Here is a 20,441-nt window from a genome sequence, read left to right on the forward strand (position 1 = left end):
CCGCACCAAGATACCGCCCCGGCGGCGTTGATGGGGCGGGGCGGCCCTTCGGTTCGCCACAGGGCGGGTGCCTGGGGGAGAATGGATCACGTGACGACCCAAGTGGATTTGAACTCGCCCCGACTCGTGATCCTGGGCGGCGGCCCCGGTGGATATGAGGCAGCCATGGTGGGTGCCCATTTGGGCGCCCAAGTAACCATCATTGAAGAGGCCGGAATGGGCGGCTCGGCGGTGCTCACCGACGTGGTCCCCTCCAAGACCCTCATTGCCTCCGCCGATGCTGTGCGCCGTGTCATCGGCAGCTCCAAGTTGGGCGTGCGCATGTCCAATCAGCTGGACACCGAGGGCGCCCTGGTGGACCTGGGCTATGTGAACGAGCGCCTCATGACGCTGGCCCATTCCCAGTCCAATGACATTCGCTCCGGGCTGGAGCGCGCCGGTGTGCGGGTCCTGCTTGGTCGCGGGCGCCTGTTGTCCTCGACCCGTGTGGAGGTCACCTCTGCGGAGGGCGTGACGGAGGTCCCGGCGGATTACGTGCTGCTGGCCGTTGGCGCCCACCCGCGTGAGCTGCCCACCGCCATGCCGGATGGCGAGCGCATCTTCAACTGGAAGCAGCTCTACAAGATGAAGGAGCTCCCGGAGCACCTCATCGTGGTGGGTTCCGGCGTGACCGGTGCGGAGTTTGCCTCCGCCTATAACCTGCTCGGCTCCAGCGTGACGCTGGTTTCCTCGCGTGATCGGGTGCTGCCCGGCGAGGATAAGGACGCCGCGGAGTTGCTGGAGACGGTCTTCAAGAACAACGGCGTGGACGTGGTCTCCCGTTCCCGCGCCGAGGCGGTAGAGAACACGGGCGACGGCGTGAAGGTCACCCTGGGCGACGGCCGCACCATCGAGGGCAGCCACTGCCTGGTCGCTGTGGGCGCCATCCCCAATACCGAGGACATGGGCCTGGAGGCCGCCGGCGTTCGGGTTGCCGATTCCGGGCACATCGCCACGGACGGTGTCTCACGCACCACAGCCCCCAATATTTACGCTGCTGGTGACTGCACGGGCGTCTTTGCCCTGGCCTCCGTGGCGGCTATGCAGGGCCGCATCGCCGTGGCTCACCTCATGGGAGACGGCGTCTCCCCGCTGAAGCTGCATGAGGTCTCCTCCAACATCTTCACGTCCCCTGAGATCGCCACGGTTGGCGTGACGGAGGCGCAGGTGCTGGATGGCAAGTACCAGGCGGACATCCTCAAGCTGGACCTCACCACCAATCCTCGCGCCAAGATGATGAACATCGAGGCCGGATTCGTGAAGATTCTCTCCCGCAAGGGCTCCGGAACGGTGATCGGCGGCGTGGTTGTGGCCCCGCGCGCCTCAGAACTGATTTACCCCATCGCGCTGGCAGTGCATAAGCACCTGCATGTGGATGATCTCTCCGACACGTTCACCGTGTACCCGTCCCTCTCCGGCTCGGTCTCAGAGGCGGCGCGCCGCCTGCACGTGCGGCTCTAACCGCGGCCCTGCGGGGCGCAGGCTTGCCTCTCAGCGCCCCGCGGGCACTACCAAGCCGCCCGACGACGCCCGGTCACCCGCCCATGGTGGGTCACCGGGCGTCGTCGTGCAGTATGCCCCCAGGCCAGGTCCCCGGGGCCGTGTCCTGCGCCGAGTATCCCGGGCAGCGTCCTTAAGCCAGCGGGCGCTGAGTGCCGCCCCGATCATGGCCTGATCGGGGGCCTCTTTGATGGCCGTCATGTGCTTCACCGCTTTCGCATCGAGCTTTTGCGCCACCACGGCGACTGCGGCGAGTGCCTCGCACCCCACATCGGAGTCGATGTCTCCGTCGCCGGAACCGGCCTGTGCCGCGATGGCGGACAGGACAGAGCGCACCAGATCAAGGTTCTTTGCGCGCTTCAAGTCATAGGCCCAATCTGCGGCGGTGTCACTTTGCGCGCTCCGCTGCTATTACCCTTGCTCCATGGCATATCACGCTGATTCCTCCGACCTGGATGGCAAAGAGGTCCTGACTTGGGACCTCTTCGGGACCGCTGGGCGCGAGCTCGCCCAGACCATCGCTGACTCCGGCTTTGAGCCAGAGATCATCATCGCCGTGGCTCGCGGCGGCTTGTTGCCCGCCGGCCACCTCTCCTACGCCCTCGGCGTGAAGCTCTCTGACGCGATCAACGTCGAGTTCTACACCGATGTTGCGACGACCCTCCCGGACCCGGTTCTGCTGGAGCCGCTGCTGGATACCAATGCCCTGAAGGGCAAGCGTCTCCTGGTGGTGGACGACGTCGCGGACTCCGGCCGCACGCTGGCTCTGGTGCTGGAACTGCTGAGCCAGCAGGGGGCCGAGTGCCGCTCTGCGGTCATCTACGCCAAGTCCGCCTCCGTGGTGGATCCGGATTACGTGTGGCGCCGCACCGACGAGTGGATCGTTTTCCCGTGGTCGGACGAGCCGCCGGTTACGCCCAACGTCTGATTCCCCGTCCGGGTTCTTAGCCCGGGCTCCTACCTACCAACGCAGCAAGCCCCGACCGGAACCGGTCGGGGCTTGCTGCTTTGTGTCTGGCTGCGTCAGATGGTGGCCAGGTCGCGGTCCTTGGTCTCGGGTGAGAACCAGAGGGCGATCAGGGTCAGCACGGCGGCGAAGGCCAGGTAGACACCCACCATCCACACGCCGAAGTTGGCGGTCAGCGCCACGGCCACAAACGGCGTGATGGCCGCGCCGAGGATGGAGGCCATGTTGTAGGCGATGCCGGAGCCGGTGTAGCGAACGTTAGTCGGGAAGAGCTCCGGCAGAATCGCGGACATGGAGCCAAAGGTCAGGCCCATCAGGGTCATGCCGATGGCGAGGAAGAGCAGCACCTTCCAGATCTGCACGTTGGGCCCCTGGCCCACCGAGGCGGGATCCACAAAGATCTTGAAGGTGAGACCGAAGATCAGGATGGCGGAGGTGATCCAGAGCTGGCTGCGGCGGCGGCCAAACTTGTCCGCGACGATGCCGGACACCGGAATCATGGCGGCAAAGAGCAGCACGGCGAGCAGCTGGAGCACCAGGAAGTTGGTGTAGCCGATGCCCAGGTTGCCCAGCGCCACCGAGCCGGTGGCGTACGGCAGGATCCACGCGGTCATGAGGTAGAAGAGCACGTACGTGGCCAGCATGATGAAGGTGCCCTGGATGAGCTGCAACCAATTGAGCTTGAAGACCTGGGCCAGCGGTGAGGCAACCTTCTTGTCCTGATCCAGCGCCTTCTTGAAGACGGGGGTCTCCTCCAGTTTGAAACGCACCCAGAGGCCCACCACCACCATGATCACGGAGCACAGGAAGGGCACTCGCCAGCCCCACATCATGAACGGGTGGTCCAGGTTTCCCTTGTCGGTGACGGAGTTAAACGCCAAAGCCATGGTCAGGAGCAGCATGAAGCCGTTGGCCAGGATGAAGCCGAACGGAGCGCCGAGCTGGGGCCACATGGCCGCGCGTGCGCGCTTGCCTTCTTCGGCGTACTCGGTGGCCAGGAGGGCCGCTCCGGACCACTCGCCGCCCAGGCCAAGGCCCTGGCAGAAGCGCAGGATGGTGAGCAGCACGGGAGCCCAGATGCCGATGCCGTAGTACGTGGGCAGCACGCCGATGAGGAAGGTGGCGATGCCCATGGTCAGCAGGGCGCCGATCAGGGTCGCTTTGCGCCCGATGCGGTCGCCGTAGTGACCAAAGATGACGGAGCCGATGGGGCGGGCTACGAAGGCCGCGGCGAACGTGGCCATCGAGGCCAGAAGCTTGGCGGTGTCATCGTTGCCGGTGAAGAACAGGATCGGGAAGACCACTCCGGCCGCGGTGGCGTAGATGTAGAAGTCGTAGAACTCGATCGTGGTTCCCACCAGGGAGGCAAGAATGACCCGCCTGCGCTGGGCTTTGGTGCTGATGGGACCCGGTGTGGCGGGCTTCGCCGAGGGTGTGGCTGCGGTGGACATGGGGCTTCCTTCACGGGTGCTCAATGATGATTCGATAACGCTACGACTTGCGTCCACTTTATGGTCACATCATCCCACTATGTGAGACCCGGTCAGGTTGTTCGCGGTCCCTGTCTCGCCGGGAGGCCGGGCGACGTCGGGTGGTCGGGAGGCTGGGCGGAGTCGGGTAAGCGGCCTTATCGACGAGAAGCGGGCTTGAGCCCTGCTTGTGGTCGTTAGGCCCGCTTGGCGGGGCTTGGGAGGCGGCGGTGGGCGACGGCGGGTGGCCGGGGGGCTGGGCGGCGTTGGGGGGCGGCCTTATCGACGAGAAGCGGCCTTGAGCCCTGCTTGTGGTCGATAGGCCCGCTTCGTGGGGCCGGGTGGCGTCGGGGGAGCGGGCTTATCGACGTGGAGCGGGCTTGAGTCCTGCTTGTGGTCGATAGGCCCGCTTCGTGGGGCTTGGGGCTCGACGGCGGGCGGTAGGGGGCTGGGCGGCGTTGGGGGAGCGGGCTTATCGACGTGGAGCGGGCTTGAGCCCTGCTTGTGGTCGATAGGCCCGCTTCGTGGGGCTTGGGGCTCGACGGCGTGGGGTCAGGAGCCCGCCCGCCGAGCGCACACCAAGGCCCCGCACGAAACTCGTGCGGGGCCTTGGGTGAGAACCGACTACTCGGCGTCTTCGATGACCGCGATCGTGGCGCCGGCGGTGACCGTGCCACCCGGGGCGGCGTGCAGCTTCTTGATGAGCCCGGACTTGTGGGCGGTGAGGGGCTGCTCCATCTTCATGGCCTCCAGGACCACAATCAGGTCTCCCTCGGTGACCTTCTGGCCCTCCTTGACGCCGACCTTCACGATGGTGCCCTGCATGGGGCTCGTGAGCTCGTCGCCGGAGGCTCCGCCCGCGGCACCCTTGGCGCCAAAACGCTTGCGCTTGGGCTTGGCCACGGCGCCAGGGCGGGCCGTTCCGCCGCCCACGGACAGGCCGCCGGGCAGGGTGACCTCGAGGCGGCGGCCACCCACCTCAACGGTGATGCGCTGCAGTTCCTCGTCCTCCTCTTCCTCGGCCGCGACGGCCTTGAAGGGGGCAATGGTGTTCTTGAAGCCGGTCTCGATCCAGCGGGTGTGCACGCTGAAGGGCGTCTCGTCGTCGGCGGGCACAAAGGCCTCGTCCCGCATCACGGCGCGGTGGAAGGGGACCACGGTCGGCATGCCCTCGATCACCAGTTCGTCCAACGCGCGGCGGGCGCGCTCGGCGGCCTGGCGGCGGGTGGCGCCGGTGACGATGAGCTTGGCGATCATGGAGTCAAAGTTGCCTGAGACCTTCTCGCCTTCCTCCACGCCGGAGTCCACGCGGACGCCGGGGCCGGAGGGGAAGCGCAGCTTGGTCAGCGTGCCGGGGGCGGGCATGAAGTTGCGCCCGGCGTCCTCACCGTTCAGGCGGAACTCGAAGGAGTGCCCGCGCAGGACAGGGTCCTCATAGCCCAGCGCCTCGCCGCGGGCGATCCGGAACTGCTCGCGCACCAGGTCAACGCCGGCCACCTCTTCGGAGACGGGGTGCTCCACCTGCAGGCGCGTGTTGACCTCGAGGAAGGAGATGACGCCGTCCTGGCCCACCAGGAACTCGCAGGTGCCGGCGCCGTAGTAGCCGGCCTCCTTCAGGATGGCCTTGGAGGCGGTGTAGAGCCGGTCGACCTGGTCTTCGCTCAGGTACGGGGCGGGAGCCTCTTCTACGAGCTTCTGGTTGCGGCGCTGCAGCGAGCAGTCGCGCGTGGAGACGACCACGACGTTGCCGTGCTGATCCGCCAGGCACTGGGTTTCCACGTGGCGGGGTGCGTCAAGGAAGCGCTCAACAAAGCACTCGCCGCGGCCGAAGGCTGCGGTGGCCTCGCGGACCGCGGATTCGTAGAGTTCGGGGATGTCGCTGCGATCGCGAACCACCTTGATGCCGCGCCCGCCGCCGCCGTACGCGGCCTTGATGGCCAGGGGCAGGCCGTGGGTGTCGGCAAAGTCCAGCACCTCTTGCGTGGAGGTGACGGGGTCCTTGGTACCCGGGACCAGGGGCGCGCCCACCTTTTCTGCGAGGTGGCGGGCCTTGACCTTGTCTCCCAGCTGGTCAATCGCGGCGGGGCTGGGGCCAATCCACGTGAGCCCGGCGTCGATCACGGCCTGGGCAAACTCGGCGTTCTCGGAGAGGAAGCCGTAGCCGGGGTGCACGGCGTCGGCGCCGGACTTCTTGGCGGCCGCCAGCAGCTTGGGGATGTCCAAATAGGACTCCGCGGCGGTGTTGCCGCCCAGCGCAAAGGCCTCGTCGGCCAGGCGGACGTGCAGCGCGTCCCGGTCGGGATCGGCGTACACGGCGACGGAGGCGATGCCCTCGTCGCTCGCGGCGCGAATCACGCGGACAGCGATCTCGCCACGGTTGGCGATAAGGACCTTGGTCAGTGACGGCATGAGGCTGCCTGCTCCTTTGGGTCGGGACCCTGGGACTCTATCGGATTTGTTGCTTTCCCACCGACTCCGCCGCTCCCAGCACGCAAGCTGGCCGCAGTTTTTGTAGGAACCCCACAACGGTGGGCGTCAGGGGCTTTAGGCTCCGGTGGGGGCCCACAGATCAGTGACGGGCACCCCGCACTCGGCGGCGAGCGTTCTCAGCGCTGCAACAGAGAGCCCGACGACGGCGTGAAAGTCACCTTCCAGCCCGGTCACGAAGGCTGCCGCCCTGCCGTCCACGGTGAAGGCGCCGGCGCAGGGAAGGGGTTCGCCCGTCGCCACATAGGCCTGGATCTCCTCGTCGGTGATCTCGGCGAATCGCACGCGGGTGGAGACGGTGGCGCTCACGGACGGGGCGGGTGATTCGCGTGTATCCACGAGCGTGTGCCCCGTGTGCAGCACGCCCACCCCGCCGCGCATCGCCTTCCAGCGGGAGGCGGCGTCCTCGGCGTCGAGCGGCTTACCGTACGCCGCGCCGTCGAACTCAAAGACCGAGTCGCAGCCAAGGACCAGGCGCCCGGAGGCCTCGGGGCGGCTCGCGGCGGCGGTGGCCTTGGCGTCCGCCAGCAGTTGCGCCTCATCTCGCGGGGTCAGTTCGCGGCCAAGGGCGCGTTCCTCTGCGACGGCGGCATGCTCGTCCACGAGCGGGGAGAGGGTGGTGTAGGCAAAGCCGGTGTCATCCAGGATCTTGCGCCGGGAGGAGGAGGTGGAGGCCAGGAGAAGCAGAGGGGAATCGCTCATGGGGTCACGCTACGACATCCACGCGGCAGCGGAGGCCGCGGCACCGCAACCCGACAACAACGACGCCGGACCGCCACCCCTGAAGGGTGAGGACCCGGCGTCGTGCAATTGCGCCGTGAAGGCGGCGACCTCGAGCAGACTGCCGCGCAGGGCGGGAAAGCGCCTTAGCGCTGCGCGGCCACTTCCTCGCCGCGCTGGGGGCTCTCGGCGTCTTCATCCTCGTCCTCGTCCACGGTGGCGAAGACGTCGCCGGTGCGGGCCGAGTTGTAGATGTCCAGGTCCAGGATGCCCTCGCGTTTGGCCACGATGGTCGGGACCAGTGCCTGCCCGGCCACGTTCAGGGCGGTGCGGCCCATGTCGATGATCGGGTCAATCGCCAGCAGCAAGCCCACGCCATCCAGGGGCAGGCCCAAGGTGGAGAGGGTCAGGGTCAGCATGACGGTGGCGCCGGTGGTGCCGGCCGTGGCTGCGGATCCGAGCACGGAGACCACCACGATCAGCACGTACTGCGCGGGGCTGAGCGTGATCCCGTAGAACTGGGCCACGAAGATGGCGGCGATGGCCGGGTAGATCGCGGCGCAGCCGTCCATCTTGGTGGTGGCGCCCAGGGGCACGGCGAAGGAGGCGTAGCCGGTGGGCACGCCGAGGTTGCGCTCGGTGACGCGCTGGGTCAGCGGCATGGTGCCCATGGAGGAGCGGGACACGAAGCCCAGCTGCACGGCCGGCCACACGCCGGAGAAGTACTGCTTGACGCTGAGCCCGTTCATCTTGACCAGCACCGGGTACACCACAAACGTCACCAGGGCCAGGCCCACGTAGATCACGAGCACAAACTTGGCGAGGGATCCCATGGTGGTCCAGCCGTAGCTGGCCACGGCGTTGCCGAGCAGGCCGATGGTGCCAAGGGGCGCCAGGCGGATGATCCACCAGAGCACCTTCTGGACCACCTTGAGGGCGGAGCGAGAGAAGGCCACAAAGCCGTCTGCCTTCTTGCCAATCTTGAGCGCCGCGATGCCCACGGCGATGGAGATGACCAGGATCTGCAGCACGTTAAAGGACACGGAGGCGCTCATGGCGCCGGTCGCGGAATCGGTCTTGACGGCGGCCTGCAGGCCAAGGAAGTTGGAGGGGATGAGGCCCTGAATGAACGCGAGCCAGTCGCCGGTCTTGCCCTCGTAGGCTTCCGGCTTGGCCTGCCCGGTGCCCTTACCGGGCTCCGTGAAGACGCCGAGCGCGATGCCGATGAGGACTGCGATGAGCGCGGTGATGGCGAACCACATGATGGTCTTCCACGCCAGGCGGGCGGCGTTGGTCACCTTGGCCAGGTTGGCGATGGAGGCCACCACCGCGAAGAAGATCAGCGGCGGCACGGCGGCCATGAGGAGCTTGACGTAGCTTGAGCCGACGATCTGCAGGGTCTCGCCAAGCCCGTTCGGGTTTTCAGCGGTGGAACCGGTCTGCAGGGCAACAAAGCCGAGCACAAAGCCGAGCACGAGGCCGGCAAGAATTTGGTAGCCGAAGTTGCCGGTCCAAGCCGGCAGTCGGCGCTTCTGAGGGGTGGAGGATGTCGAGGTCACCCCAGAACGCTAGGGCCGTATCAAACACAATCCAACCCAATATGTCCACATGTGACGTGTCAGTGAACTGCCTCTCCATCTGAGGGTGTGCGGGAATAAAGCGGCGGGTCGGTGCAGCGCCTCCACACCCTGGACAGACGTGTCGGCGGGCTACAGGATGGGGGCAGAGGCCCGCATCTGGGCGCGCCTGGGACGGCGAGGGGAAACCATGGAACAGCACAACAACGCCATCAATGTCGAGGTGCCGCCCAGCGGCACGGGCTGCAAGGAATGCACGGAGACCAACACGTGGTGGGTGCACCTGCGCCGTTGCGCAGATTGCGGGCACATTGGCTGCTGTGATACCTCCCCCAACCAGCACGCCACGGCTCACTTCAAGGAGACCGGCCACCCGCTCATGACCAGTTTTGAGCCCGGTGAGGAGTGGTGGTTCAACTTCGCCACCGGAGAGGACTTTGACTCCGGCCCCGCCCTGGCGGCCCCCACCTCCCACCCAGCCGATCAGCCGGTTCCCGGCCCGGCCGGCGCTGTGCCGGCCAACTGGATGGAGTTGATTCACGGGTGAGCGCGGCCTCCCTGGGGAACCATGGTCGTGGTTGGCACGGGCTGACCGGCGAATTTTCTCCGGCACGACGACGCCTGTCTCACCTGCCAGCGGCAGGTGAGACAGGCGTCGTCGTGCGTGGGGTTCAAGACCCCACGTGCGGTCCCGGAAATTAACCGCCCAGCAGGGCGCGGCGCAGGGAGTCAAGGCCCATGGAGCCAAGGCGCAGCGCGCGGGTGTGGAACTCGCGCTCGTTGAACGCCTGGCCCTCGCGGGTGCGCACCTCCTCGCGGATCTGCTCCCAGAGGCGCTGGCCAATCTTGTAGGACGGGGCCTGGCCCGGCCAGCCAAGGTAGCGCAGGAACTCGAAGCGGACCCTGCCCTCTGACTCAAAGACGTTGCGCGTGAGGAAGTCCCAGCCCTTGTCGGCGTCCCACGTGCCCTCGCCCCAGCGCGGCGGAACCTCAAGCTCCAGGTGCACGCCAATGTCAAAGACCACGCGGGCCGCGCGCAAGCGCTGCCCATCCAGCATGCCAAGGCGGTCCCCGGGATCCGCCAGGTAGCCCAGCTCCTCCATGAGTCGCTCGGCGTAGAGGGCCCAGCCCTCGCCGTGCCCGGAGACCCACACCAGCTCGGTGCGGAATCGATTCAGGCCGCCCGCCAGCAGGGCCGTGGCGATCTGAAGGTGGTGGCCCGGGGCGCCCTCGTGGTAAACCGTGCTGGTCTCCGCCCAGGTGCGGAACACGTCCTCGCCCTCCGGCACGGACCACCACATGCGACCCGGTCGCGAGAAGTCGGAGCTGGGAGCCGTGTAGTAAATCCCGCCCTCCTGCGTGGGGGCGATCATGCACTCAAGGCGATCCATGGGCGGCACAATCTCGAAGTGGCTGCCGGCCAGCTCGCGCAGCGCGGTGTCTGACTTGTCTTGCATCCACGCCTTCAGCGCGTCGGTGCCGTGCAGCTCGCGGGCCGGATCGGCGTTGAGGATCTCCCTGGCGCGCTCCACGCTGGCGCCGGGCTCAATCTCCTCGGCGACCGCCTCCTGCTCGGCGATGATCCGGTCCAGCTCCGCCACGCCCCAGGCGTAGGTCTCTTCCAGGTCCACCTCCGCGCCCAGGAACTCGCGGGACATGAGGGAGTAATACTCCCTGCCCACGGCGTCCTTGCTCGGCGCGTCCTTGATGAGGTCCTCGGTGAGGTAGCTGGCCAGGTCGGCGTAAGCGGCCTTGGCCGCAGCCGCACCCTCTGCCAGGCGGCTGGTGAGCTGGGGGTTGTCCGACGGGGCCTGGGTCAGCAGCTGGTCAAAGTAGCCACCAGCCTCCGCGTAGGCGCCGCACTGCGAGGCCACCTCGGTGACCTGACGGGCCGCCGCCACCTTGCCAGCGGCGCGGGAGGCCTCCAACGACTCTCGGTAGCCGGACAGCGCGCCCGGCAGATGGGAGAGGCGCCCGGCGATGTGGCCCCACTGCTCGTGGGTGTCCGTGGGCATCAGGTCCAAGATCCCGCGCGAGCTCTGCGGCACCGACTCGATGTTGTTCAGGGGCGTGACGCCGGAGTCGATGATCTCGAGGGAGAGCCCCAGGCGCTCGCGCAACACGTCAGCCGTGACCCGGTCCACCTCGTCGGTGGGCTCCTCCTGATCCAGCGCCGCGAGCGTCGTCGCGAGCAGTGCGCGCCGAGCGGCGACGCCAGCGGGGGAGTGATCCGCGTACTCCTCCTCGGCGCCCGGGATTCCGAGGTCGGTGGCGAGCTCCGGGTCCAGCTTCACGAGCTGTTCCACGTAGCGGTTGGCAAGGGCATCGATGGCGCTGGGGGTGCGCTGTGTGGTCTGAGTCACCACGCAAGCCTAACCGGCATGGGCAGCTTCAGGATCCGCCTGCAGCGGTGGGGCTTAGGATCCGCCCACGGTGACCCGGGCCAAGGGGGTCTTCACGGTGTTTCCGTCGTAGACGGGGATTCCCTGAGCAGTGAAGGCCTCCCCGGCGCACCCGGACGGAGACCGCATCTCCTCTAGCGGCTGCCACAGCAGCGTCCCGTTGTTGGAGTCAAAGGACACCCACAATTGCGGGGAGGAGGCCAGATCAGCGCCCTGCGGGACCAGCAGCTGCACAGGGAAGGCCACCTTGTCCCCGCACTGGACGGGCCTGTCCGCCGGGGCGGCGGCGATGCGTTGAGCCGGCACAAGGCGGGAGCCCTTCCGCCGTGACAGGTCAAGGCTCACCACCTGACCACGGACGATGAGTGTCACTGTGTTCTTTTGGGCCCCCACGAGGGTCGGTGGGCCAAGGAGGGCCACGGGCGAGGATTCGCCTGAATCTTGCATCTGTGCGTTTACTTGCGCGACGCCGCGTTGGGCCTCATCGCGAGTGACGTTGAGCAGTGCCTGTGATTCTCCCGGAGAGCTGAGCAACCGTAGGCCCCTGAGGGCCCGGTTGGTGTAGTTGTCCATGACATCGGGATACGTGGTGGAGAAAACCAGCCCGGCGCTGGTGGAGTACGGGCGCGAGCCCTCCTTTGCCTCCAACCGCGGCGCCCCTGATGTGAGGGGCACAGAGATGAGGGCAGTGGGTTGGTTGGTGTCCGAGTCGGAGCTATCCAGAGTGACGGCAAAGTACAGCCGCCCCTTGTGATGGATCAGGGAGCTATTCCTGGGTGGCGCGCCGTAGCTCCTGAGCCCCTTGGTCAGCGAGTCGCTGCTGGCCTCAGTGGTGAGTTTGCTTTCCCCCGGCTTCCAACTGTGTAGCACCCACGACCACTCGTTCGCATCGTTCTGGGTGCTCAAAGTCCAATACACGCGCCCGCCGACGGCGAGGGGGTCAGAGACGTGTTGGCTGGTACCGGGATCGTTGTTGCCAAGCCGGGGACCGTTTTTCCAGGCCCTTCCGGTGCTATAACGCAGCGTCGTTGGGGCGTCGGAGCCGCCGTCCTCCCGGGCCGTGGGCCCCGCGAAGAGCACCACCTGATTGCCCAGGTACACCACGCGGGAGAGTGGGACTTCTTCGCCGCCGTCGCTTGCGGGAGCCGCATACTCGCGCATGGCGAGGACCGGCTGAGTGGGCGCCTCGCGGGCCTGGAGCAGGCTGAGCGTGCCGACCTCCACCGGCGCGCCGTCGCCCCAGCTCAGCCCTGGGGCGCGCACGGAACCGCCGGCCTTGGCGGCGCCCCGATCCAAGTACTTCTTGATCTGACTGGCGGGCAGGGCGGTGATGGTTTTGCCGTTGGGGTCCACGCCGTCTGGATTCTCGGCATAGGGGAGGCCGTCCTGATCCGTGTGTTCGCCGTCCACGTTCTGGGAAGGCTCCCCGGAGGCCTCGTCCTGTTCTGGGTCCTGGCTCTGGTCTGGGGCCGCGCCGGAGCCTGACTTCGGGGGCGCCCAGGGGTCAGTTGCCTGACCGGATTCTGCGGATGCATCCACCCGGCCACTGCTCGACGACGCGGGGTCCTGTGCCGCTGGCCCCCCGGCCGGAGTGCACGAGGCCAGCGCAAGCGCCGCGATGACCGCACCGCACAGCACGGTGAGGCGACGGTGGGGACGGTGGCGCATAGAGGCTCCTGGGGCCGGGGACCTTCACCCTATCTAGCGCCGGCCCGTCGCAGTGAGCCGCAACACAAAAGAGACGTAGTTGATGCTATCGACCGGGGAAGGTCGGGCCGTCGGCACGATGCCTTGGGCCGGCGCTGCGGCCTGCGGGAGCGGGGCCCCCTGTGCTGGGTGCCGGGCCTGTCTCAGGTGCCGGGGCTGTCTCTGGCTTCGGAGCCGCGGGTGCGGGGACTGCGGGTGCTGGGGCCGCTGCAGGCGCCGAGACTGTCGCAGCCTCAGAGACCGTGGCAGACGCAGGCTTGCGTGCCCCGCTCCAGGCGCGAGGCGGCGCCCACAACAGGCCAAGGTGAAGGCGTGGGGTGAGCCAAATGAGCACCAGTGGGAAGGCGAGACCGGCCAGGACACCCAGGATCAGGTGCGGGCCAGCTGCCTCGATGCCCAGCTTGTTGAGCACAATGCGTGCACCGGAGGCGCCCAAGATGTGCGCCAGGAAGATTTCCATCGAGTGGCGGCCAAGGTAGGCCAACGGCCGCGCGAGCCAGCCCCAACTGGTCAGCGCCGAGGAGAGGAGCAGCACCGCGGCGACGGCCAGCACGGAGGCCACCAGGCCACAGGCCACGGCGAAGGGTGTGCGCTCCAGCCCGCCGGCCGTGGTGGAGGGCATGGTGGGCGTGAAGGCAAACATGGCCGCGGAGGCCGCGAGGCAGCCCGCGGTCATGAGCCAGCGGCGCCCGTAGGAGAGCCGCGAGAGCAGGGCTGTGAAACGCTTGGCGCCCAACAGCGTTCCTGCGGCCAAGAAGAGCAGCAGGCCAAGGCCCTGCTCACCGAAGAAGTCGCCGGGAATGCCCCACCGCAGCAGGGCGATCGCGACGAAGAGCGCGGCCGTGATGACGGCCCTGGCCGTGGAGGCCCAGGGGCGCAAGAGGCACAGGATCAGCGTTGTGACGATCAGGAACGGCAGATACCAGAACTGCGCCTGCGGCTTCCAGAGCGCCAGTGCCTCATACCAGGGCAGCGGGGTATTGACGACCGTGTTGCTGAGGCTGCGGACCAGTACCTCTTGGAGGAGCGTCCAGAGAAGGTAGACGTAGAAGAAGTTCACGAGGCGCTCGCGCAGATACGCGGGCACGCCCTTGCGGCTGACGCTGCCCGCTATGAACAGCCCGCCAAGGAGCGCAAACACGGCCAGGTGGAACAGGTAGATGGCACGGTCCCAGAGGATGTACTCGGCGCTTGCGGTGTCCAGCAGGCCGGCCGAGCCGAGCCCTCGAATCACGTGTCCAAGCACAATGGCAACAATTGCCAGTCCTCGCCCCACGTCAATTGACGTGTCTCGCATCTGTCCCCCCAGCCAGAGTGCCCTGCCCAGTTCTCACGGCAGGCGTCCGCCAGAGCCTAGCAGTGAACCAGAAACCGGCCCAAGGCGGCGGGCCGCGAGCGGGCCGCCTCGCCCCGCACCGCCCCGCCCGGCCCCGGGGCCTGCGACAGCATCAGCGCCCGCGTGAGCGCCAGGCCCCCGGGACGGTCAGTAGCCGCGACCGCAGGCGTGCTGTGCGGCGCAGCACATCGGTGCGCGTTGCCTCCTGCGGCTCCTCTTCCACAGGGGCGGACGCCGTTGCGGCAAGCACCGCGGTGAGCGCGGCCAGTTCCTCGAGGGTCGGCTCGCCGCGCACCACCTTGAGGAAGGGCCCTTCCGGGGCTTCCTGCTCGTTTTCCGGTTCCGCCCAGGGGCGCCGTGCCGCGCTCACAGCGGGATGTTCCCGTGCTTCTTGGAGGGCAGCGAGGAGTGCTTATCGCGCAGAGCGCGCAGGCCCTTGGCGATCTGCAGGCGGGTCTCGCTGGGGGCAATCACCGCGTCCAGGTAGCCCAGCTCGGCGGCCTGGTACGGGTTGAGCAGCTCCGCCTCGTAGTCGGCGATGATCTTGGCCCGGCGGGCCTCCACGTCCCCGCCCTCTGCCTCCACGGCCGCCAGGTCGCGGCGGTAGAGGATGTTGACGGCACCCTGCGCGCCCATGACGCCGATTTGGGCGGTGGGCCAGGCGAAGTTCAGGTCCGCGCCCAGCTTCTTGGAGCCCATGACGATGTAGGCGCCACCAAAGGCCTTGCGGGTGATGACGGTGAGCTTGGGCACCGTGGCCTCGGCGTAGGCGTAGAGCAACTTGGCGCCGCGGCGGATGATCCCCAGATCCTCCTGGTCCTTGCCGGGCAGGAAGCCGGGGACGTCCACGAGGGTCAGGATCGGGATGTTGAAGGAGTCGCAGTTGCGCACAAAACGCGCCGCCTTCTCCGAGGCGTTGATGTCAAGGGTGCCGGCAAACTGCATGGGCTGGTTGGCCACAATGCCGATCGTGGCGCCTTCCACCCGGGCATAGCCGATCATGACGTTGGGTGCGTACAGCGCCTGCACCTCAAAGAAGTTTCCGTCATCCACGATGTGCTCAATGACGGTGCGCATGTCATAGGGCTGGGCCGCTGAATCCGGAATGAGGGTGTCCAGCTCCGCGTCCTCTGGCGTGAGGTAGGGCTCCTGCTCGCCCGGCTCCAGTGCGGGTTCGGCCAGGTTGTTGGAGGGGAGATAAGAGAGCAGCTCGCGCACAAACTCCAGCGCGTCCTCCTCATCCGGGGCCAGGTAGCTGGCGGTGCCGGTGTCCTGGTTGTGGTGGCGCGCCCCGCCCAAGGTCTCCATATCCACGTCCTCGCCCGTGACGGTCTTGATCACGTCAGGCCCGGTGATGAACATGTAGCTGGTCTTGTCCACCATGACCACGTAGTCCGTCAGGGCGGGGGAGTAGGCGGCGCCACCGGCGCAGGGGCCCATAATCACGGAGATCTGGGGGACCACTCCGGAGGAGTGAACGTTGTTGCGGAAGATGTCCGCGAACATGGCCAGGGAGGCGACGCCCTCTTGGATGCGCGCGCCGCCGCCGTCGTTGATGCCGACCACGGGGCAGCCGTTGCGCAGCGCAAACTCCTGCACCTTCACGATCTTCTGGCCGTTGATCTCCGAGAGGGAGCCGCCATAGACGGAAAAGTCCTGCGAGTACACGGCCACGAGCCTGCCGTCTACCGTGCCGTAGCCGGACACCAGGCCGTCGCCCAGGGGTTTCTTTGCTTCCATGCCAAAGGCGCTGGTGCGGTGCACGCGCAGGGCGTCAAACTCCACGAAGGACTCGGGATCCAGCAGCAACTCCACGCGCTCGCGGGCGGTGTGCTTGCCGCGGGAGTGCTGTTTATCGATGGCGCCCTGACCGCTGGGGGCCAACGAGCGTTCGCGGCGTGCGCGGAACTCGGCAAGCTTGCCCTCGGTCGTGGTCAGGTCGAACGTGGCGTCCTGGCTCTGGCTCATCGTGTGTAACGCACTCCTGTGTCGGGGAACGCGGGCCGGCGGGCCCGCGCGGGTGACTGGTGGGATGTGCACAAGCAGATCGCCGCCGTCGCCCAGTCTAGGCCCGTGGCTGGCTCGGTTGTTTGGAGGAATCGCACAAAGTCGGCGCGTGAGCGTGCCGGGCCACGCCCTGGTGCCCGCGCCCAATGGAACCGCCAAAATGTTACCCGGCGGTAGCAAGCGGGGTGTGAAGCCGCTACGCTGTCCATCATGACCGGACAGACTCTTCCCAGCCCCGCGCCGTCGCCCGCTTCAACGCTGGCCGGCCGCACCATCCTGATGTCCGGCGGCAGCCGCGGCATCGGCCTCGCGATCGCCCTGCGTGCCGCTCGCGACGGCGCCAACATCGTGATGTTGGCCAAGACGGACAAGCCCCACCCCAAGCTGGAGGGCACGGTGCACACCGCCGCCGCCCAGATTGAGGCGGAGGGCGGCAAGGCCCTCGCGATCGTCGGCGACGTCCGCAACGATGCCGACGTGGCAGGCGCCGTCGCCGCCGCGGTGGAGCGCTTCGGTGGGCTGGACATCGTCCTGAATAACGCCTCCGCGATTGACCTTTCGCCGACGGACGCCGTGGACATGAAGCGCTACGACCTGATGCAGGACATCAACGCGCGCGGCACCTTCCTGCTCTCCAAGACGGCCATCCCGGAGCTGCGCAAGTCGCCCGCCGCGCACATCCTGACCCTGTCCCCGCCGCTGAACCTTGACCCGCGCTGGGCCGGGGATCACTTGGCGTACACCATGGCCAAGTACGGCATGAGCCTGACCACGCTTGGCCTGGCGCGCGAGCTCGCCAAGGACGGCATCGGCGTGAACTCGCTGTGGCCGGCAACCATCATCGAGACGGCTGCCATCCAGAACCTGCCCGGCGGCGCTCCGTTGCTGTCCGGCGCGCGCACCCCGCAGATTGTGGCGGACGCCGCCTACGCGATCCTGACGCGGGATCCGCGCAGCTACACCGGCCACTTCGCGATTGACGAAGAGGTGCTGGCGGAGCAGGGCATCACCGACCTGGACGGCTACGCCGCTGGCGACCCGGCCGCGCGCCGCACGCCGGACATCTTCCTTGACGGAGCCCCCAGCGCATCCTCGGGTATCGAAGCGCCGTGACACGGGAGCTGGTGCTCGACGCCGCTGCCGTAACGGCCGCGCGCGACCTTGCCTGGGCGGCGTCCCCGGCTGCCGGGGGCTCCGGAACCGGAGCCCCCGCGTGGCCGGAGGCGTTGTTGCCCGCATGGACCGGCTCCACGAACGAGGACCTGGCGGCCTTGGGCCCGCAGGCTCCGCACCTGAGCGTGGTGGCGACGCTGGATCAGCGCAGCGGTCGCGGCCGGCTTGATCGCGAGTGGGTGGCCCCGGCTGGAGCGGCGTTGGCCACCAGCCTGTTGCTGCGCCCGCCGGCCGGCGTGCCGGTGGATGCCCTCGGGTGGGCCACCGTGTTGGTGGCCCTGGTTGCGGCAGAGGCCGTGGACCAGTTGGCCGGGCGCCAGGCAGCCGGCGTGAAGTGGCCCAATGATCTGCTGGTGGACGGAAAGAAGGCCGCGGGCATCCTTGCGCGCCTGGTCCCTGGTCAGCCACCGCTGGGCAACACCGTGGTGGTTGGCATCGGCATCAACCTGAATCAGACCCGGCAGGAGCTGCCGGTGGGCACCGCCACCTCGCTGGCTATGGCCGGGATCCAGGCAGCCGGGGATCAGGTGCTAGGCACGCTCTGGGCGCGCCTGGCCGGCGTCAGCGACGAATGGTTTGCCGCCAACGGCAGCGTGACACGCCCGTTGGCAGCGCTCGGCGGGCGTAGCGTGCTAGAGGCCGCCCGCTCCACCAGTGCGACCCTGGGCAACGAGGTGCGCGTGCACCTGCCCGGTGGACGCGAGCTGGTCGGCATCGCCACGGATCTGGATTCTGATGGCTGCCTCGTGGTGAGCGACGCCCGGGGCGAGGCCCATCACGTGCACGCCGGCGACGTGGTGCACCTGCGCCGATCCGATGGCGGCTACGCCTAAGGAGCGCTCCCGGCATCCTCCCTGCCTGCTTGGATAGGCTTTGGTCGGAGAATGCGTCACGAAGGAGCGCGTCACGAAGGAGCGGTTGAGCGGTGAAGGTGGAGCTGGATGGCACCGAGCGCGTAGTCGTGCGCACCCTGCCACACGCCCGCGCCCTGCGCGCGCCCGCCTGGACCCTGGTGATTCTCATGGCGGTGGTGGGATTCCTGATGGGTCTGCTCTCCCGCGTCCCCGCCTTGGGCGGACGCTGGGCAGAGGCTCAACCCTTTCTGGTGATCGCCGTGTGGGTGCTGTTCGGTTTCTCCGTGCTCGGTTGGGTCATCACTCCGATCTGGCGGTGGTCTCGCAGGCGCATCATCTTCACCACCAGACGGGTGCTGGTGGTCCAAGGTAAGCACCCGAGGGAGATGCCGTTTCTCATGGTCACGGGTGTCACGGCCCGCCCCAGCGTGGGCGGAGGCGCAGAGGGGCCCGGCACGTTGGTCATGGACACGGTGCGTGGCCGCTTCGAGATTCGCCACGTCCCGGACGTGCGCAAGGCGGCGCAACTCTCACGCTGGTTGCGCGCCAGACTGGGAGTTGCTCCCGAATATGAGGCAGGGACCGTCGTGGCACGGCGCTGAACCACCCACCGGGTGCGAGAATGGACCCCGTCACCCCCCCGAGTGCCCCGAGCTACGCCGCAACTGCGGATGACTCGAGCGCCAGAGAACCCCTCGAAAGCGTGCAAGGAGAAGGAGCCAGATGAACCTGGACGGTACGAGCGAGCCCGGTCAGCCGGGTCCGCCGTCGTTGCCTCCGGTTCCGCCGCCCTCATGGGCCCCGCCCGCGCAGGCCCACCTCGCATCGGACCCGCTGGCCTCTGGCCAGCCGACCCCTGACCAGCCGACCCCTGACCAGCCGAGCCCTGAACAGCCTGCGACTGGCCATGTGGACGCCGCGCAGGCCCCTGAGCCGGGGGCCTCTCCTGTCCCGCGCACCGCTCAGATGCCGGTCATTGGCCTGCTTGCCCCGCCCATGGATGCGCGGCCGGTCGCGGCCTCACAGGCCGGCCCGGGGCTCCGGGCAGCCGTGGCGGAGGACGCGCCGATCACCACCTCCATGCCGTTGCTCCCTCGGCGCCAGCCGCAGGACGAGGAAGGCGTGCATGATGCGGCACGCGAGCTGGAGCGTCGCCTGCTTGGCTCGCCGAGAACCCTGCGTCGTCGCGAAGTCGCCGCGGGCGTCGGCGTCTCCCTACTGAGCGCCCGCAAACTCTGGCGTGCCCTGGGGCTGCCGAGGGTCGGCGACGACGAGATCGCATACACGCAGGACGACGAGGACGCGCTCGGCACCATCATCGATCAGGTGCGCCAGCACAAGCTTTCCGAAGAGGCGGCGCTGTCCATTACGCGTTCGCTCGGCCAGCTCACCGACCGCATGGTGATCTGGCAGATCGAGGCAATCGTGGAGGACCTGGTGCAAAACCAGGGCATGAGTGATGCGGAGGCGCGCCGTCAGGTGATCCTCATCCTCGATGAGCTGATTGAGCCCATCGAGGAGGTCATGGCCTACGCCTACCGGCGCAATCTGGCCGCCGCCGTGCAGCGCCAGGTGGTGCGCGCGGAGTCGGGGCTGCGCGCCTCGAACCAGGGCAGGGACGGTTCAGAGGACGACGCCGCTCTGCCGCTGGCGCGCGCCGTCGGCTTCGCCGACATGGTCTCCTTCACCAAGCTCTCTCGCGGCATGGGGGAGCGCAAGCTGGCCAAGCTGGTGCAGGGATTTGAGGCGCGCTGCTCCGAAATCATCACCGTGGCCGGCGGGCGGTTGGTCAAGACGATCGGCGACGAGGTGCTGTACGTCGCGGAGACTCCGCAGGCGGGTGCTCTGATCGCGTTGGCGCTGGCTAAAGAGTTTGATGGCGATGAGAACACGCCGCAGGTGCGCGTGGGCATGGTCTGGGGGCGCGTGCTCTCCCGCCTGGGCGACATTTACGGGGCCACGGTCAACATGGCCTCCCGACTCACGGCGATTGCCGAGCCGCACCAGGTCTTGTGTGACCACCTCACGGCGCAGGTGCTGGCCGGGGATGAGCGCTTTGTGATCGCGGCTCAGTCGCCGGTGCACTTGCATGGCTTTGGCGACGTGACCCCGTTCGACCTGGCTCCGGGCACTGGCCCCGGCCTGGCGATGGACTGAGTCCGCAGTTTTTCCTGGGGCGCCATCGAAGCAATCCGGTGGGGTC

At 67.8% G+C, this 20,441-nt stretch carries 16 protein-coding genes and 1 pseudogene; 7 read left to right on the top strand and 10 right to left on the bottom strand.

Going from position 1 to position 20,441, the window contains the following annotated elements; genetic code table 11:
• Positions 1-90: 90 nt before the first annotated feature.
• On the top strand, positions 91-1,500 hold the full coding sequence (locus DWQ67_RS06070; protein WP_121484701.1) for an NAD(P)H-quinone dehydrogenase: 1,410 nt from the start codon (positions 91-93) through the stop codon (positions 1,498-1,500).
• Positions 1,501-1,530: 30 nt separating this feature from the next.
• On the opposite strand, the pseudogene DWQ67_RS06075 reads toward DWQ67_RS06070, so the two are convergent.
• Positions 1,531-1,923: pseudogene (locus DWQ67_RS06075) on the bottom strand (DUF4259 domain-containing protein); the annotation flags it as partial.
• A 40-nt stretch (positions 1,924-1,963) separates the two neighbouring features.
• Between DWQ67_RS06075 and DWQ67_RS06080 the strand changes: the two are divergent.
• Complete coding sequence (locus DWQ67_RS06080; protein ID WP_121484703.1) at positions 1,964-2,467, top strand: phosphoribosyltransferase; 504 nt, start codon at positions 1,964-1,966, stop codon at positions 2,465-2,467.
• 95 nt (positions 2,468-2,562) lie between these two features.
• Here DWQ67_RS06080 and DWQ67_RS06085 read toward each other — a convergent pair whose 3' ends face one another.
• From DWQ67_RS06085 to DWQ67_RS06100, 4 genes are all read right to left on the bottom strand, one after another.
• Positions 2,563-3,957, bottom strand: a complete 1,395-nt coding sequence (locus DWQ67_RS06085; RefSeq protein WP_121484704.1) for an MFS transporter — start codon at positions 3,955-3,957, stop codon at positions 2,563-2,565.
• Between the two features lie 642 nt (positions 3,958-4,599).
• A complete protein-coding gene (locus DWQ67_RS06090; RefSeq protein WP_121484705.1) occupies positions 4,600-6,384 on the bottom strand; it encodes an acetyl/propionyl/methylcrotonyl-CoA carboxylase subunit alpha in 1,785 nt (594 codons plus the stop codon).
• 135 nt (positions 6,385-6,519) lie between these two features.
• On the bottom strand, positions 6,520-7,164 hold the full coding sequence (locus DWQ67_RS06095) for a Maf family protein (protein ID WP_121484706.1): 645 nt from the start codon (positions 7,162-7,164) through the stop codon (positions 6,520-6,522).
• 164 nt (positions 7,165-7,328) lie between these two features.
• The gene (locus DWQ67_RS06100) at positions 7,329-8,741 is read right to left on the bottom strand and encodes a dicarboxylate/amino acid:cation symporter (RefSeq protein ID WP_121484707.1); all 1,413 of its coding nucleotides are present in this window, start codon (positions 8,739-8,741) and stop codon (positions 7,329-7,331) included.
• Positions 8,742-8,949: 208 nt separating this feature from the next.
• Here DWQ67_RS06100 and DWQ67_RS06105 point away from each other — a divergent pair, with 208 nt between their 5' ends.
• On the top strand, positions 8,950-9,306 hold the full coding sequence (locus DWQ67_RS06105) for a UBP-type zinc finger domain-containing protein (RefSeq protein ID WP_121484708.1): 357 nt from the start codon (positions 8,950-8,952) through the stop codon (positions 9,304-9,306).
• 151 nt (positions 9,307-9,457) lie between these two features.
• Here DWQ67_RS06105 and DWQ67_RS06110 read toward each other — a convergent pair whose 3' ends face one another.
• The 5 genes from DWQ67_RS06110 to DWQ67_RS06130 all read right to left on the bottom strand — a co-directional run bounded on the left by DWQ67_RS06110 (position 9,458) and on the right by DWQ67_RS06130 (position 16,172).
• Positions 9,458-11,122: a DUF885 domain-containing protein gene (locus DWQ67_RS06110; protein ID WP_121484709.1), complete on the bottom strand. Its 1,665-nt coding sequence runs from the start codon at positions 11,120-11,122 to the stop codon at positions 9,458-9,460.
• Positions 11,123-11,176: 54 nt separating this feature from the next.
• A complete protein-coding gene (locus DWQ67_RS06115) occupies positions 11,177-12,829 on the bottom strand; it encodes a hypothetical protein (protein WP_121484710.1) in 1,653 nt (550 codons plus the stop codon).
• An 85-nt stretch (positions 12,830-12,914) separates the two neighbouring features.
• On the bottom strand, positions 12,915-14,165 hold the full coding sequence (locus DWQ67_RS06120) for an acyltransferase family protein (RefSeq protein WP_121484711.1): 1,251 nt from the start codon (positions 14,163-14,165) through the stop codon (positions 12,915-12,917).
• A 151-nt stretch (positions 14,166-14,316) separates the two neighbouring features.
• Positions 14,317-14,574, bottom strand: coding sequence for an acyl-CoA carboxylase epsilon subunit (locus DWQ67_RS06125; protein WP_121484712.1), 258 nt, complete (start codon positions 14,572-14,574; stop codon positions 14,317-14,319).
• The gene (locus tag DWQ67_RS06130; RefSeq protein ID WP_121484713.1) at positions 14,571-16,172 is read right to left on the bottom strand and encodes an acyl-CoA carboxylase subunit beta; all 1,602 of its coding nucleotides are present in this window, start codon (positions 16,170-16,172) and stop codon (positions 14,571-14,573) included. Before DWQ67_RS06130 ends, DWQ67_RS06125 begins: the two co-directional genes overlap by 4 nt.
• Positions 16,173-16,421: 249 nt before the next feature.
• Between DWQ67_RS06130 and DWQ67_RS06135 the strand changes: the two genes are divergently transcribed.
• The 4 genes from DWQ67_RS06135 (at position 16,422) to DWQ67_RS06150 (ending at position 20,395) form a co-directional block, all read left to right on the top strand.
• Positions 16,422-17,324, top strand: a complete 903-nt coding sequence (locus DWQ67_RS06135) for an SDR family oxidoreductase (protein WP_121484714.1) — start codon at positions 16,422-16,424, stop codon at positions 17,322-17,324.
• The gene (locus DWQ67_RS06140) at positions 17,321-18,217 is read left to right on the top strand and encodes a biotin--[acetyl-CoA-carboxylase] ligase (protein ID WP_158595388.1); all 897 of its coding nucleotides are present in this window, start codon (positions 17,321-17,323) and stop codon (positions 18,215-18,217) included. Before DWQ67_RS06135 ends, DWQ67_RS06140 begins: the two co-directional genes overlap by 4 nt.
• 92 nt (positions 18,218-18,309) lie before the next feature.
• Positions 18,310-18,840: a hypothetical protein gene (locus DWQ67_RS06145; protein ID WP_121484716.1), complete on the top strand. Its 531-nt coding sequence runs from the start codon at positions 18,310-18,312 to the stop codon at positions 18,838-18,840.
• Positions 18,841-19,147: 307 nt separating this feature from the next.
• Positions 19,148-20,395, top strand: a complete 1,248-nt coding sequence (locus DWQ67_RS06150; RefSeq protein WP_407645795.1) for an adenylate/guanylate cyclase domain-containing protein — start codon at positions 19,148-19,150, stop codon at positions 20,393-20,395.
• The last annotated feature ends 46 nt before the right edge of the window (positions 20,396-20,441 follow it).

The sequence above is a fragment of the Galactobacter caseinivorans genome (genome assembly GCF_003640665.1).
GTDB lineage: Bacteria > Actinomycetota > Actinomycetes > Actinomycetales > Micrococcaceae > Galactobacter > Galactobacter caseinivorans.

Coding starts and splice junctions, on each gene's coding strand:
- DWQ67_RS06130 (WP_121484713.1), bottom strand. CDS start 16,172: ATGAGCCAGAGCCAGGACGCCACGTTCGACCTGACCACGACCGAGGGC.
- DWQ67_RS06095 (WP_121484706.1), bottom strand. CDS start 7,164: ATGAGCGATTCCCCTCTGCTTCTCCTGGCCTCCACCTCCTCCTCCCGG.
- DWQ67_RS06080 (WP_121484703.1), top strand. CDS start 1,964: ATGGCATATCACGCTGATTCCTCCGACCTGGATGGCAAAGAGGTCCTG.
- DWQ67_RS06135 (WP_121484714.1), top strand. CDS start 16,422: ATGACCGGACAGACTCTTCCCAGCCCCGCGCCGTCGCCCGCTTCAACG.
- DWQ67_RS06120 (WP_121484711.1), bottom strand. CDS start 14,165: ATGCGAGACACGTCAATTGACGTGGGGCGAGGACTGGCAATTGTTGCC.
- DWQ67_RS06090 (WP_121484705.1), bottom strand. CDS start 6,384: ATGCCGTCACTGACCAAGGTCCTTATCGCCAACCGTGGCGAGATCGCT.
- DWQ67_RS06085 (WP_121484704.1), bottom strand. CDS start 3,957: ATGTCCACCGCAGCCACACCCTCGGCGAAGCCCGCCACACCGGGTCCC.
- DWQ67_RS06105 (WP_121484708.1), top strand. CDS start 8,950: ATGGAACAGCACAACAACGCCATCAATGTCGAGGTGCCGCCCAGCGGC.
- DWQ67_RS06115 (WP_121484710.1), bottom strand. CDS start 12,829: ATGCGCCACCGTCCCCACCGTCGCCTCACCGTGCTGTGCGGTGCGGTC.